The sequence below is a fragment of the Microcoleus sp. EPA2 genome, from assembly GCA_020882975.1.
Taxonomy (GTDB): Bacteria; Cyanobacteriota; Cyanobacteriia; order Cyanobacteriales; family Microcoleaceae; genus Microcoleus.
Genome location: JAHRFD010000011.1, coordinates 151,058 through 163,857 on the forward strand (window position 1 = coordinate 151,058; position 12,800 = coordinate 163,857).

General features: G+C 46.2%; 12 protein-coding genes. 8 read left to right on the forward strand and 4 right to left on the reverse strand.

Annotation, left to right across the window (positions count from 1 at the left end):
- Positions 1-2,936, reverse strand: a 2,936-nt coding sequence (locus AAFP14_RS12715; RefSeq protein WP_341732617.1) for a cadherin-like domain-containing protein, incomplete at its 3' end; no start/stop codon positions are given.
- A gap of 1,338 nt (positions 2,937-4,274) precedes the next feature.
- On the opposite strand from AAFP14_RS12715, the gene AAFP14_RS12720 reads away from it, so the two are divergent.
- The 5 genes from AAFP14_RS12720 (at position 4,275) to AAFP14_RS12740 (ending at position 8,643) form a co-directional block, all read left to right on the forward strand.
- On the forward strand, positions 4,275-4,529 hold the full coding sequence (locus AAFP14_RS12720; RefSeq protein ID WP_341732618.1) for a hypothetical protein: 255 nt from the start codon (positions 4,275-4,277) through the stop codon (positions 4,527-4,529).
- Positions 4,530-4,533: 4 nt separating this feature from the next.
- Positions 4,534-6,858, forward strand: a complete 2,325-nt coding sequence (locus AAFP14_RS12725; protein ID WP_341732619.1) for a CHAT domain-containing protein — start codon at positions 4,534-4,536, stop codon at positions 6,856-6,858.
- Between the two features lie 160 nt (positions 6,859-7,018).
- Positions 7,019-7,183 (forward strand): hypothetical protein, encoded by a 165-nt coding sequence (locus AAFP14_RS12730; RefSeq protein WP_341732620.1) that lies wholly within the window; start codon positions 7,019-7,021, stop codon positions 7,181-7,183.
- A gap of 491 nt (positions 7,184-7,674) precedes the next feature.
- Positions 7,675-8,085 (forward strand): AbrB family transcriptional regulator, encoded by a 411-nt coding sequence (locus AAFP14_RS12735; protein WP_341732621.1) that lies wholly within the window; start codon positions 7,675-7,677, stop codon positions 8,083-8,085.
- Positions 8,086-8,175: 90 nt separating this feature from the next.
- On the forward strand, positions 8,176-8,643 hold the full coding sequence (locus AAFP14_RS12740) for a regulatory protein RecX (RefSeq protein ID WP_341732622.1): 468 nt from the start codon (positions 8,176-8,178) through the stop codon (positions 8,641-8,643).
- Positions 8,644-8,900: 257 nt separating this feature from the next.
- Here AAFP14_RS12740 and AAFP14_RS12745 read toward each other — a convergent pair whose 3' ends face one another.
- Together AAFP14_RS12745 and AAFP14_RS12750 are read right to left on the reverse strand one after the other, a co-directional pair.
- Positions 8,901-9,395, reverse strand: coding sequence for a DUF4385 domain-containing protein (locus AAFP14_RS12745; RefSeq protein WP_341732623.1), 495 nt, complete (start codon positions 9,393-9,395; stop codon positions 8,901-8,903).
- Positions 9,392-9,817, reverse strand: coding sequence for a DoxX family protein (locus AAFP14_RS12750; RefSeq protein ID WP_341732624.1), 426 nt, complete (start codon positions 9,815-9,817; stop codon positions 9,392-9,394). The genes AAFP14_RS12745 and AAFP14_RS12750 overlap by 4 nt, the downstream gene beginning before the upstream one ends.
- Positions 9,818-10,348: 531 nt before the next feature.
- Here AAFP14_RS12750 and AAFP14_RS12755 point away from each other — a divergent pair.
- On the forward strand, positions 10,349-11,128 hold the full coding sequence (locus AAFP14_RS12755) for an EcsC family protein (RefSeq protein WP_341732625.1): 780 nt from the start codon (positions 10,349-10,351) through the stop codon (positions 11,126-11,128).
- Between the two features lie 115 nt (positions 11,129-11,243).
- On the opposite strand, the gene AAFP14_RS12760 is transcribed toward AAFP14_RS12755, so the two are convergent.
- A complete protein-coding gene (locus AAFP14_RS12760; RefSeq protein ID WP_341732626.1) occupies positions 11,244-11,459 on the reverse strand; it encodes a hypothetical protein in 216 nt (71 codons plus the stop codon).
- A gap of 144 nt (positions 11,460-11,603) precedes the next feature.
- Between AAFP14_RS12760 and AAFP14_RS12765 the strand changes: the two genes are divergently transcribed.
- Positions 11,604-12,059: a DUF4168 domain-containing protein gene (locus AAFP14_RS12765; protein ID WP_341732627.1), complete on the forward strand. Its 456-nt coding sequence runs from the start codon at positions 11,604-11,606 to the stop codon at positions 12,057-12,059.
- A 168-nt stretch (positions 12,060-12,227) separates the two neighbouring features.
- Positions 12,228-12,665 (forward strand): urease accessory protein UreE, encoded by a 438-nt coding sequence (gene ureE, locus AAFP14_RS12770; RefSeq protein ID WP_341732628.1) that lies wholly within the window; start codon positions 12,228-12,230, stop codon positions 12,663-12,665.
- The last annotated feature ends 135 nt before the right edge of the window (positions 12,666-12,800 follow it).

The following is a 12,800-nucleotide window of genomic DNA, read 5'->3' on the forward strand; positions in this document are numbered from 1 at the left end:
TGAGCAGCTTCTAAACTGACATAAGTACCGCCGGTGAAAATCACCAACTCTTTGCCAGTCACATCAGGAGCACTACCGCTAACAGCATCAAAGTTAGTGGTAGTCAAATTGCCGAAAGCGCCACTGATGAACTGCAATTTGTCAACTCCTGACTTAAAGTCAAGAATTTTATCGCCACCTTCTTTCGTTGTGGTGTAAGCAAAGATATCAGCACCGCTACCGCCTGTCAGGAGATCCGCGCCGAGGCTACCTGTAATCGTATCGTTGCCGTCACCGCCGTTGATGCTATCACTAAAATTGCTACCAACAATGTTGTCATCGCCTGCTAAACCATCGAATTTAATTCCCGCTGGAGAAGTGCTGAAATTCACATTGTCAGGGCCGGGAGTACCGACAGGAAGATTTAGCGGTGGGCCAGTGAACACAAAGTTACTGACTTTGAGGCTAAATTTCACAGAGAAACTAGCGACAATTTCCAAGCGAACCCCAACTGAATATACCAGGACATTACGGCCAGTTTCGGCATCTGTAAACTGACAGAATACAGGCTGTTCGCTATTACCGCCTAAAGCTTTAAACCGTGCTTGCAAAGTTGCAATGCTGGTGACGGTGGTATCAGTGCTGAAGTCGAGCAAATTATTGCTGCCGATGATGCCAACAACAGAACTAGCAGTAATCTCAATTCGGGTTAAGCTAGCAACGCCGACACTAAAAGCAGCATTAGAGAACTCGAAAACATCGTCATCGACTTTAAAGTCAGTAATTAAGTCGGCGTCTGAAACTTTGGTGATGGCTTCGCGGGATTTCTTGTAACTATACCGAGTCTTCCCAGCACCACCAGTGAGAATATTTGTGCCTTCTCCACCTTCGATGGAGTCATCGCCCTCATTTCCGGTTAATGTGTCATTCCCAGCACCGCCAATGATTTTGTCGCCGCCTATGCCACCTTCGATGGAGTCCTCGTCATCGCCGCCTTCGATGGAGTCATCGCCTTCGTCGCCTTTGATTTTGTTTTTACCCTTCCGTCCTTTGATATTGTCTGAACCCTTACCAGCTTTTATGTCATCGTCACCATCGCCGCCCTCGATGTCGTCATCGAGCACAGAACCGACAATCACTTGAGGAGCTGTATTGCCAGCAAAATTAAAGACAGTTTGAACAACATTCAAACTGAATTTCTGATTGGTGACAGTAGTTTTGCCGTCGGTAACTTTAAAGCCAAAACTAACTGCACCGGTAAAGCTAGCTACGCCTTGGAAAGTTAAGGAACCGGAATTAATGTCTGTTTGGGAGAAGGTTAAACCTACTTGTGTTACTTCTACTCCCTTTAAGAACAGTTTCCCACTGCTAGCAGGAGGTAGTTCCGTCAGCGTGAAGATAATGGCGTTGGGACTTTGTTCGCGATCGAAAAACTTCAAATCGCTAGAAGTAATAGTCTGTGTTTTCCCGGAACCAAGAATAACATCGTTGTTAGCTTCCAGTCGCGGAGGAGTGTTAATCGGCGTTAGAGTTGTTACCGTATTGTTTGGGGGAGAAACAGTAACTCCCAAAAAGCTGGCGGCTTTGAGAATACTAGCGTTGACATTCAACAATAGCGCCAGCACAAAGTTACTGCTGCCGCGAATTTCGGTATTGACGCCAACTTGGACAAAGGACAAACTGCTAAAATTTAAGCTGCCAGATACCAGAAATTTGTCATTTTCTGTGAAGTCAGTGATGACTGAATTTGGGCCGTCGGTGCGATCGCTAATGACAAAAATGTCATCTCCAGTACCGCCGGTACAGGTATGGTTGCCAGTACCGCCTACGATCGTATCGTTGCCAGAACCGCCCATCAAAGTGTCATCGCCTAATCCACCACCGACAACGCTGTCGTCACCGTCGCCGCCGTCTGTCATGTCATTACCGTCACCAGCAACGATGGTGTCCTTGCCGGCACCACCCATGCAAGTGTCGTCACCGCCACCGCCCATCACGGTGTCGTCGCCGTCGCCACCGTCTGTCATGTCATTGCCGGCACCGCCCATGAGACTGTCGTCGTCAGCGCCACCGACAATACTGTCGTCGCCGTCATCGCCCATGCAAGTGTCTTTGCCGGCACCGCCGATGATGGTATCCTTGCCTTCGCCACCTGTCACGCTGTCGTCGCCGTCGTCACCCATGCAAGTGTCGTCGCCAATACCACCTATAACGGTATCGTCGCCTTTACCACCGTTAACTTGGTCGTTGCCGGTGCCGCCGTCGCAATTGTCGTTGCCTAGGTCCCCTCTGACGGTATCGTTGCCTTCGCCACCCTTGGAGGTATCGTTGCCTTTGCCGCCGTAGACGTTATCGCTGCCACTGCCGCCATCAACGTCATCGTTGCCGTCGTTACCGTATACGAAGTCATCGTCATCATCACCTTTGCAGGTATCGTTGCCGCTACCCCCAGTAATGGTATCGTTGTCTTTGCCACCGAAGATGGAGTCGTTGCCGCTGCCACCGTCGCAGTTGTCTTTACCCCGATCGCCTCGGATTTCGTCGTCGCCATCGTCACCTTTGCACTTGTCATCATCTTTACCGCCGTAGATTTTATCTTTGTCACGGCTGCCTTTGATGTCGTCTTTGCCTCTTTTGCCGAAGATCGACTTGTTAGCGCTGGTGGCAGTGATTAAGTCATCGTCATCGGTGCCTTCGATGGTGTCGCCCTTTTCTTTGATGCCTTTGCTGTTACCGCTCCCATCAACGCTACCTTCTTCGGGTGTGTCGTTAAATGCACTCCCACTTTTGTTGTCAACGGTGTTGTTCAACTTTTGGGCGATCGCCTCTTCAATTAATTTTGTGAAATCGAGATCGGAATTATCAGAATTATCAGAGTCGGAACTTTCAACCAAACTATCACCTCGATCGGGAAACAGTGTCCCCGACAGATTGGCCAACAACATTTCTTCTTCCATCGTTAATTATTCCTACAAACGACTTGATGATTAGATTGGAATTTTTTCCTGCTAAACTAGAAGCTAGAAAAATACTTTCAAGCTTTTTTATTTTGCCTACTAGAAGGGGTTCTGGGAGGCAATTTTTAGCAAAATATTCCTGTTTGATTGTAAAGGTTATATTTGGTAATTGCAAGTGTTTTTTTCAGGAATTACGTACCAACAATAATGGAGATGCTAAATACAGAGTAAGCTTGACCTTACACTACTTTTACTTATGTTTCTGCGTATTTTCCACAGTTCAAGACCCTGATTTTAAATTGTCTACGTAATTCCCACAATATAATTCGGTGAATTCTTACTTGCAATTTACAAAGCCCAGCCCCTAACTACCCTAAACACTAAATCCTCAAAGTTGAGCGGGCTTTTGAGAAATCTAGCAGGGATTATCTTGAAATTTTGTAACAATCCCTTGACAACAATCTGTGGACAACAATCCCAGGGATGATAAATTCCTACAGGTGCAGGATTCTATGGACAGTGACTTAAAATTCCTGCATTGAGTTCCCGATAATTAATTATTGTTTTATATAGTTTACTGATGGGAACATTTGTTTTTGTTGTGGATGTGGCAATCTCGTTGACCGCTCCTTTGCCCGATCGTAGTGGAAAAATATATTTTTACCGCTAAATAGTAAAAAGTACCCAAAATTATATCTATCTCAAGATAGATTCTAAAAATATCCAGAGACAATGGAAAAGGTAAAAATGTAATATAGCCTTTCTAAGTCTCCTATGAGGTACGAGCGAGAATTGGTAATGGGTAATGGGTAATGGGTAATAGGTAATAGGTAATTGGTAATGGGTAATAGGTAATAGGTAATGGGTAATGGGTAATGGGTAATGGGTAATTGGTAATTGGTAATTGGTAATTTTTTGATGGATGACGAACGACGGATGGTTGAGATTTTAAAGTTGGGATACTAGATAAAAATAAGCACCAGCCCGCAGATTTATTGAGGCAGATGCTCTGGAGGGTGGAAAATGCCAAATCCCCCATCGCCAATGCCAAAGGCTAAATCTACACACCAATTAACTAATTGACACACTATGGAGGTGGGAGATGGAGGGCAGATGGTAGAGGATAAGCGGTGGCAACATTTCCCTCCCAGGCACTCTCCCCCAAAAATTACCTCAACTTTCTTAGCCATATTACCCTGAAACCGGTGGGTGAGACTAGAAGTAATTCTAATAAGAACTAAAGATCCGCCTGGTAAAGTGCTCCCAAGTTAACTTCACCATGCAATGAAAAAGTTGAGTTTACCGCCAATGTAAAGGGGTCTGTCGTAGAGGTGCAAAATGTCAAAAATAGGAATATTTAAGTTAAGTAAGCTTTCCAAGAGCCACAAGGCGATAAAAACTAATAAACTGTTATTAAAGTACAAGTTTTATAACCTCAAAGTGTTTGAGCAAATATTTCGCAACCAGGCGATCGCCAGATGGGAAGACACCGATTCAGAAACTTTGATTGAAAGAGTAAACATAAGTTGGCCAATTGTTATTGCTAGTGACAAAAACCTAGGAAAGTTCAGAATTGAGGCGGGAGGGCATTAAATCTGTGAGCCAAGAATTTAGACTGTCTGTCACCCCAGTTGGGGATGACGAATACTTTGTGCGGACAGAAAAGGTTGCACCCGGTGTACCCTTGGGAGAAGAAAGAGTCCGCTGGCCGATCGACCAATGGCTGGCTTTGTCTGCCGAACTGATGAATGACCCCTTAATGGGCTTGCTTCAGGGAAAAACCAGTCGCGTGCAGTCGCGATCGGCAAAAAACCCCGTGCCAAATTTAGTAGCCCTCGGCCAACAATTACACAGTGGGCTATTTCAAGGGCGGTTGCGCGATAGCTGGACTTGCGCTCAAGGCATAGCACAGCACCGCCGAGAAGTGCTGCAACTGCGTGTGGGACTCAAAGACAGACGGTTGTCACGGTTGCCTTGGGAGGTTCTACACGCTGACGATCGCCCCTTGGCCACTGGCACTGATGTGGTCTTCTCGCGCTACCACACAGGTACAAACCTGTTAAAACCAACTCGGATTATTCCCAGTAGCGGCCCGTTAAGGATTTTAATGGCGATCGCCTCTCCCAGCGATCGAGACAGCTTGCAACTAAAGCGAGAAGTTCTTCACCTACAAGAAGAACTCCAAAACCGGACTGTGAACCCCCTCAAACAGAACCTGCACGCGCCGGAGATTCAATTGACAATTCTCGAACAGCCCGATCGAGAACAATTAACCCAAGCCCTAGAACAAGGGCACTACCAAGTTCTGCACTACGCAGGACATAGCAACTTAGGTTCCAGAGGTGGCGAACTTTACCTAGTCAGCAGCCGCACGGGCTTAACCGAAACTTTAAGTGGCGACGACTTAGCCGGCTTGCTAGTCAACAACGGCATTCAAATGGCCGTATTCAACTCTTGCCGAGGCGCCTACAGCGATGCCTCAAACCAGGCGGAAGATAGTCCCGAACGCAACTTAACAGAAGCTTTGGTCAAGCGGGGGATTCCAGCAGTGTTAGCAATGGCAGAAAGCATCCCCGACGATGTGGCCCTGACTCTGACAAGGCTGTTTTACCGCAACTTGAATCAAGGCTATCCAGTGGATCTGAGCCTGAGTCGCGCTAGAGCGGGACTGATTACTGCCTACGGTTCTCATCAGTTATACTGGGCTTTGCCGATTCTCTACCAGCACCCGGAATTTGACGGCTATCTGACAGGTACTCCTACTCAACCAGGGACAGGAGATTCTTTGCAACCTAAAAAATCCCCAGCGTCGGAAACCCAGCCGCTGTTGGCTGGTGCCAAATGGAAGACGTGGAATTCCGCTACTGTTGAGCAAGAAGCAGACTGTGCTAATGGGGAAGGCAGGAGCAATGTTCCAGACAAATTAGGGTTTCCCATGAATGGGCGGGAGCAAAATTATGCACTCTCGACTGTAAATTCCCCGTCTCCACTTCCGGCAGTAACACCCCCCATTTCTACTCCTGGTTCTTCCCTTGCTACTACTCAACCAAGTCGCACTCAAGTAGCTATTGTCAAACCAATCAAAAAATTGGGATGGAAAAAATATCTGACTGTGGCGTTTTGTGCGTTGCCTCTGGCTTTGGGGGCTGGTTTTTTGGGATGGCGGCAATTGCAAAATAGCAATTCTAAACCCGAAGAGTTATTACCGACGGTGCGGACTCCTATTTCCCAAGGTTATCTACAAATACAGCGGGTAAATTTGGAACAAACTCAGACTGCTAAAGTCATGGCGATCGCCCTCAACAACTTTCAGGCTGGGGAAACTTGGGCCGGTCTTAAAGCTACAGAAGCATTGCTCGATCGAGTAGCATTGCCACAGGCAGAAGGTGCTCTGCAAGCTGTCCCCAAATTTGCCCTCGATCAGCCAGAAGTTAATTTTCTTAAAGGTCGTTTGGCTTGGCAATTTCAACAAATCGGCAACAAAAAATACAGTGTTGACGACGCGAGGCGTTCCTGGGAGATCGCTCTCAAGGCGCGTCCACATTCTCTGAAGTATCGGAATGCTTTAGGTTTTGCTTATTATGCTGAAGGTAATTTCGATCGTGCTTATCAAGTTTGGGCGGAAGTGCTCAATTCCATCGCACCGATGCCCAACAAACCAACTCCTTCTGTGTCTGTGCAAGCGGGCAATGATATTTTAACTGCGATCGCCGGTTTGGGAATGGTGATGGCAAAACCTCTTCTCAACCTGACACCTCAACAGCAAGCAGCTCGTTTAACCAAAGCGATCGAATTTCGCCAACAAGTTATGGCTAGCGATCCGCTGAGTTTTGGGGCTGATGCCCTGGCGAAAAATTGGCTGTGGTCTGAGGCTGCAATTCGCGATTGGCAGTCCCTGCAAAAGTTGCAAAAAGGGCGATGATCCATCGAAAGTATGGAGGAATATTATACTGTTGTGATTCTCTCTATCCACTGTTAAAATGTACAATTTTTGTGACCCGATCGGGCAAATTGATTGAGAGAAGAACCCACGCCAGGGAGCAGAAAGAAGCAGAAATTGAGGGGGAAATTCAACAAAATCAATGGTTTCAGCAATTAAAAAAGTCCTCAGTGCCAGGGCATTTGCTCTACCTCTAGGGTGCTGGATCGTTTTTGTGCCAAGAGTGAGGCTCAAAGACGACTTTGCCTTGGTGGTGGATTTGTGGCTGATGCTGCTTTGGGAACGACAGCCTACAGGGAACCAGTAGAAATTCAGTACATTACTGCCATAAATCACTGCCAGTAACGGCTGTTAATTGGTGGTATGGCCAATATTTTGCACTAGCTGTCAGGGCGGTTGCGCGATCGTTTGTACCAGTGCCCATTGAGTGCCTTTTGGGCTAAAACCTGTGCAACGGCTAGGGCAAATTTTACCCAACTGTAATGGGATTGCCATCCCCCTCGTCTGTTCTCTACAAGTTATATGGTGAACAGTTTAATAGAAGATTCCTCCCAGGGATTTGGGGTTTTGAGGTCATTCCAGGGGCGAATAACGGGCTTTTCGACTAGGTGGCAGTGCCATTGACAAGCAGCAAATATATCACACATCCAGCATCCTTACTTTCAGACCAGACCAGACAGGCCGCAGAAATTAATCCAGAATCTTAATATTCAGAATTCTTAGTATTGACAGTCAAACAAAGTTCATCTAATGTGTTGTAATTGATATAAGTAAAGTCCAATAAGCGAGGTACGGTCAATGGCAGAAACAGCAACAGCACCCTTAACAGGAAAAGGTCTGCTTCAAAAAATCAAAGGCAGCGATTTGCCACGAAGAGAACTGGCAAAGCTTTGCGGCTACTTCACAGTGAGCAAGAGTGGAGAAACTAGGATTAACTTGGCTGAGTTTTACGATGCAGTGTTAGCTGCTAAGGGAATTGAGCTAGAGAAGTCGAAAGCTGATGGACGCGGACGAGAAGCCAGTTATCGAGCTAGCGTTCACAAGAATGGTTCCATCGTGATCGGGGCAAATTATACCCAAGAAATGGGATTAAAGCCGGGAGACGAGTTTGAAATTAAACTTGGATACAAGCACATTCGCTTGATTCAGATCGATGTGGACAGAGCTGATGCTGACATGGACGATCAAGAGGAGGATACAGAAGAATAGCAGCGAACCCGATGCAGTCAGCCGATGGTAAGGCGACTAAATTTGGCATTTACTCTATGAATATTTGCGCGCCAACCTTCGATTTAACTGATGAGCTGTCTTGACTATTTCTATTTTCTCTTGTCTCGCAAAGACTACAGTGCCTCTGAACTTCGCAAAAAGGGGCAAGAGAAAGGTTTTGGCCAGGTCGAAATATTGGAGGCGATCGCGCAAATTCAAGACCGGGGCTATCAGTCCGATACTCGCTTGGTGGCAAACTCGATCGCCTCTGCAGCAGGCAAATACGGGAAGTCTGCCGTCAAGCGCAAGTGCTTGCAAAAAGGAATTTCCAGCGATTTGTTCGAGCAAGTTTGGGAGGAAGAATCTGCTGAAAATGTAGACTCCGAAGCAGAAAAACTTGCCGGATTAAAAGCCAAAGTCATGCGAAAATACAAGATTGATACTTGGGATAAAGTAGATCCAAAGACCAAGGGTAAAGTCTTGAATTACCTCCAATACAGGGGGTTTAATCCCTTTGAAATTTGGCAGCATTGGCAGCAGGAAGAAGCAGACGAGTAATTTACTAGGACTAAGCTCGATTTCAGAAGCCCCCAGTTCGGCAAACTTAACTGTACTGCTGTTTTGGGGGTCCTATTCTATGTTGTCAGTTTTTGTAACAATGGGACTTAGATCGAAAAGGCAAGAAAACAGGTGGTAGTCCCCAACTGGCAACTTTTAAGAAAGTGGCGGGGGAACTCCGTCACTCAAAAAAGCCTTTGCAAAAAAGGAAAAAGAAGCGTGCGGTCTAACTGTACTCAGTTGACCGTCAGGTTTGTTCAAGATTCGTACATCTGTTTGTGTCTGGCTAAAAGCTGTAGATATTTGGGGTGATTTTTTGCCAGCATCCATTTCTCTTTAAAAATAGTGGCAGATTCCGCTTTCTCCAAATCCGGTGCCAGGGGCAAAATATTTTTGCGGGCTGCGGTTTGTGCTTCAACAGAGTGCAGATTCTGAGGATTCTGCTGGTATTTTTTGCCGCTTTTGTGGTTGGCGTAGCGCCGCGATCGAGTATAGCCCATCTGCAAAAACTTACGAGCCATATCCGCTCCTACAAAATCTTGGCGATCGAGATACTCTAAAAACAGAGAGTAAATTTTGCTACTGGACTCCGCGGCAATTTCAGGAGTCTTAAATCTCCAAAAAGGCAAAATTTCTCCTTTATAAGGTTCCACCAACAGCACTCCCTGTTCTCCTTTCCCCACCCGATAAAGTTGCGGGTGCTCTCGAAAGTCGATCGCCTTAAAATCCTGATTGTAGTCAAATTGCTTCATTGAGGGTTTTGTACTCTCTCCGAAACTACAGAATTCGCCTCCATCCTTTCATCGGGTTTGGTATAAACCCAAGCCCAAGCAATTAAGACAGCTTGAAAAGGCAGCCTGAACCAATACAGAAGTGGGTGGTGGGGAATCCCTTCTATGGGAATGCTGTTGATGGCCTGATTAATATTAGCTGGAAACACGGCAATAAACAGAGCAATTAATCCCCAGGCGGCGGCGCGACTCACGGGAGGAACTAACAGCCCAATGCCTCCCAAAATCTCGAAAAAACCGCTGATATAAACCAATGCTTCTGGGTAAGGAAGCTGGGGTGGCATGATTTTGATAAAAGGTGCGGGGACTGCAAAGTGGAGAACCCCGACAACACTAATAGCCACTGCGAGAATAACTCGCCAAATTTCTTTTTGAGTTTTCATGGGAGAGCATTAATTAAAAATTGTAAATTTGCAGCAATAATCCTTGCCAAAATCCGCTGTTTGTGAAACAGTTACCCAGTTTTCACCGTCAGCAACTAATCGCTAGGGGAACTTTGACAAACGGCTGCGGATTGTCACCCCATAAAACAGCGCGGGTGTTATATCAAAATCTTAATCTCCCGTCGCCGGAGCTCGCCTCTGTCCTCCGGCAGTTTTGCTAAAAAAAATAGGATACCCAGATTCCCAGACAACTAAAAATGCTGCGGGACTCTCACAGGAGATCTTTTTATACCAATTTTAAAAAAGAATGCAACATTAGTCTTGTCCTTCCCCTTTATAAGGGGGGGTTAGGGGGGGTCAAAGATTATTGCACGATTTTAGAGAAATGGTATTAGTTTTAATGAGGTTGATTTAAGTTGGAATTTAAAACTCAAAAATCTACCCACAGCCCTATGTCTCATGCCCTAGGTTGATTTGGGCTGGCATTGCTAAATTAAAAATTCAGGTAACGCGATCGGGAATTTAGCTTTCATGACAGATAAACAGCCGCAACCAACAGAGGAAATCAAGCCCCCAGCAAATTCGGTTTGTGAGGCGGTTCAGATGCAGGTAAAAACGGTTCAAGCTGCTGCGGAAACGGGGGCGATCGCACTTAAGGCGATCGGTGTAGCAGGAACGGAAATTGCCACGGCGGCCGCCACCAGTGCGCCAGAAGCAGCCGAGGCAACTTTCAAACAAGCCCAGGAATATTTCGACACAGCCACCCGCGAGACAGGAAAAGTTTTGGAAGCAGTGGGCGACAACCCTCTGCTGCGAGAATTCCTGAAGTTTTTCCGTGCCGAAGGACTGCTAACCTTAATCGGTATGGTGGATGTCGCCAGTGCTGAAGCTGCTGTCAGAAAGTTGCAGCAAGAGAACCCCCAGGAAACTCCTGCCGAAATCGCTCACAGGATTGTAGTAGAAAAAGCCATCTATGCTGGCGGTATCGGCTTAGCAAGCAGCGTTGTCCCTGGAGTCGCCTTGGCGCTGCTGGCGGTGGATTTGGTAGCGACGACGCAGTTGCAAGCCCAAATGGTTTATCAGATTGCTGCGGCTTACGGTATGGATGTGCGCGAACCAACTAGGCGAGCGGAAGTTTTGGCTATTTTTGGCCTGTCGGTGGGTAGTTCCGAAGTGCTGAAAGTGCTTTTTGGTGGGCTGCGAAATGTGCCACTGGCAGGAATGGCGATCGGCGCGAGTACCAATGCTGTGATGTTTTATACGGTGGGCTACGCTGCTTGTAGGTTTTACCAGTCTAAGGGAGTTGTTTGATTTTTGACAGGGCGATCGTCCAGGATGTCAAGTGATTTTAGATTGATTTAAACTTTCTTAATCCCCATTGATTGTGAGAAAAAATAGTCTCCTTTTCTCTAGCAATAAATCACACTCAAAAATTGGTATTTTCGGAAGTTCCCAACGATGTTAGAATAGGTAATGTCATCGAAAAAATGTTATTAACTGCCGCGTGAGCCACAGGCTGTTTGTCGATGCCGATCGACCAGATAGGCAAGCTATCAAGATATGTGGCTAGAATTACCTGTAGCATCCAGCTAAATTGGATCGCCCTGAGAAAATCCCAAACTATTCTGCCAAAATATAACATTTTTTTCCTGGCAGGAACTTTCTTGCCACCAATTTATTCAAAAAGATTGAGCCTCCCAGCCCTGTGTCATTTTTATCTAAACACAAGCAATCACCTACGACCATGAACACTTCACTTAACACCCCTAAATTGCATCTAAATCGAATGCTGCGGCAATCCCTGCTAGCAACCATCATCTCCGCAGCAGCCTTGGCTAGCGGATGGGTTCCCGGTTTGTACGGCAATTCGCCCAGCCTGGTTTTTGGATCTAGCGCCCAAGCTCAAGAGATTAGCAGAGAGGAGATTACTAGCTACGCTCGTGCTGTCTTAGCAATGGAACCTAGACGCGAGAAAGCTTATAGAGAAATAAAAGGAATGGCACCAGGTGGAGCGGTTCCTAGAGTATTGTGCAACGAAGCTCAGGGAATCAATAGGCTCTCTGGAAACATTCGTGGCGTGGCAGTAAATTACTGCGACCAAGCTAAAAAAATTATAGAAAATAATGGTTTGACAGTTTCTCGCTTCAACCAGCTTACTTTGCTCCAGCAAGCTAATCCGGCTGTCAAAGCACAAATTCAAGCCGAGTTGGTACGGCTGCAACAACAAACTACTAATCCATAGTTATTCGTGATTGGTGATTGGTGATTAGTTATGGGTGATTGGTTGGTGCCAATAGCTAATCACCAATTCCCGATTCCCGATTCCCGATTCACAGGAAAATCCCGATAAATAAGATATTCCTCAAAAATTAGGTGCGACATCAAATCCTGTGAGGGATAAAATATAAATATGCTAATTTTTACAAAACATTTGCCTGCAAATCCTGATGCTGTAGTCAGCTTTGTTTTACCCCTGACTGCGGACGATCGCACTCGCAGTCGTCACCGATTTGAAACGGATGCCGGAGAAGTGGTAAACTTGCGTTTGCCCAGAGGTACTGTACTGCGCGATGGGGATTTATTGCAGTCGGAAGACGGTAATTGTTTAGTGCGAGTCACAGCCAAACCCGAAGCAGTGCTCGCAGTACGTGCTGGAAATCGGCTGCTACTGATGCGGGCGGCCTATCATTTAGGAAACCGCCACGTAGCTTTAGAAGTGGCTGATAATTATTTAAAGTTTTCTCCCGATTCAGTCTTGCAGGGAATGCTGGAAAAAATGGGTTTGGAAGTAACAGCAGAAATTGTACCATTTCACCCAGAAGTGGGAGCCTATGGCCATAGTCATTAAGATTTGAGATTTACCAAAAAATTGGGTCTAAAGCCCCGTCCTTCTAGGACGGCTTTAATTTCCACTTATTGCAAATAATTGTTAAATATACGTATTTTGTAACTAAAAGCTTTCGCAAAAGTGATAAGATTTTGT

Excerpts from the sequence above, each read along its gene's own strand:
- AAFP14_RS12720 (WP_341732618.1), top strand. The coding sequence starts at position 4,275 with ATGTCAAAAATAGGAATATTTAAGTTAAGTAAGCTTTCCAAGAGCCAC.
- AAFP14_RS12730 (WP_341732620.1), top strand. The coding sequence starts at position 7,019 with ATGGTTTCAGCAATTAAAAAAGTCCTCAGTGCCAGGGCATTTGCTCTA.
- AAFP14_RS12735 (WP_341732621.1), top strand. The coding sequence starts at position 7,675 with ATGGCAGAAACAGCAACAGCACCCTTAACAGGAAAAGGTCTGCTTCAA.
- AAFP14_RS12740 (WP_341732622.1), top strand. The coding sequence starts at position 8,176 with ATGAGCTGTCTTGACTATTTCTATTTTCTCTTGTCTCGCAAAGACTAC.
- AAFP14_RS12745 (WP_341732623.1), bottom strand. The coding sequence starts at position 9,395 with ATGAAGCAATTTGACTACAATCAGGATTTTAAGGCGATCGACTTTCGA.
- AAFP14_RS12750 (WP_341732624.1), bottom strand. The coding sequence starts at position 9,817 with ATGAAAACTCAAAAAGAAATTTGGCGAGTTATTCTCGCAGTGGCTATT.
- AAFP14_RS12755 (WP_341732625.1), top strand. The coding sequence starts at position 10,349 with ATGACAGATAAACAGCCGCAACCAACAGAGGAAATCAAGCCCCCAGCA.
- AAFP14_RS12760 (WP_341732626.1), bottom strand. The coding sequence starts at position 11,459 with ATGTTATATTTTGGCAGAATAGTTTGGGATTTTCTCAGGGCGATCCAA.
- AAFP14_RS12765 (WP_341732627.1), top strand. The coding sequence starts at position 11,604 with ATGCTGCGGCAATCCCTGCTAGCAACCATCATCTCCGCAGCAGCCTTG.
- ureE (WP_341732628.1), top strand. The coding sequence starts at position 12,228 with ATGCTAATTTTTACAAAACATTTGCCTGCAAATCCTGATGCTGTAGTC.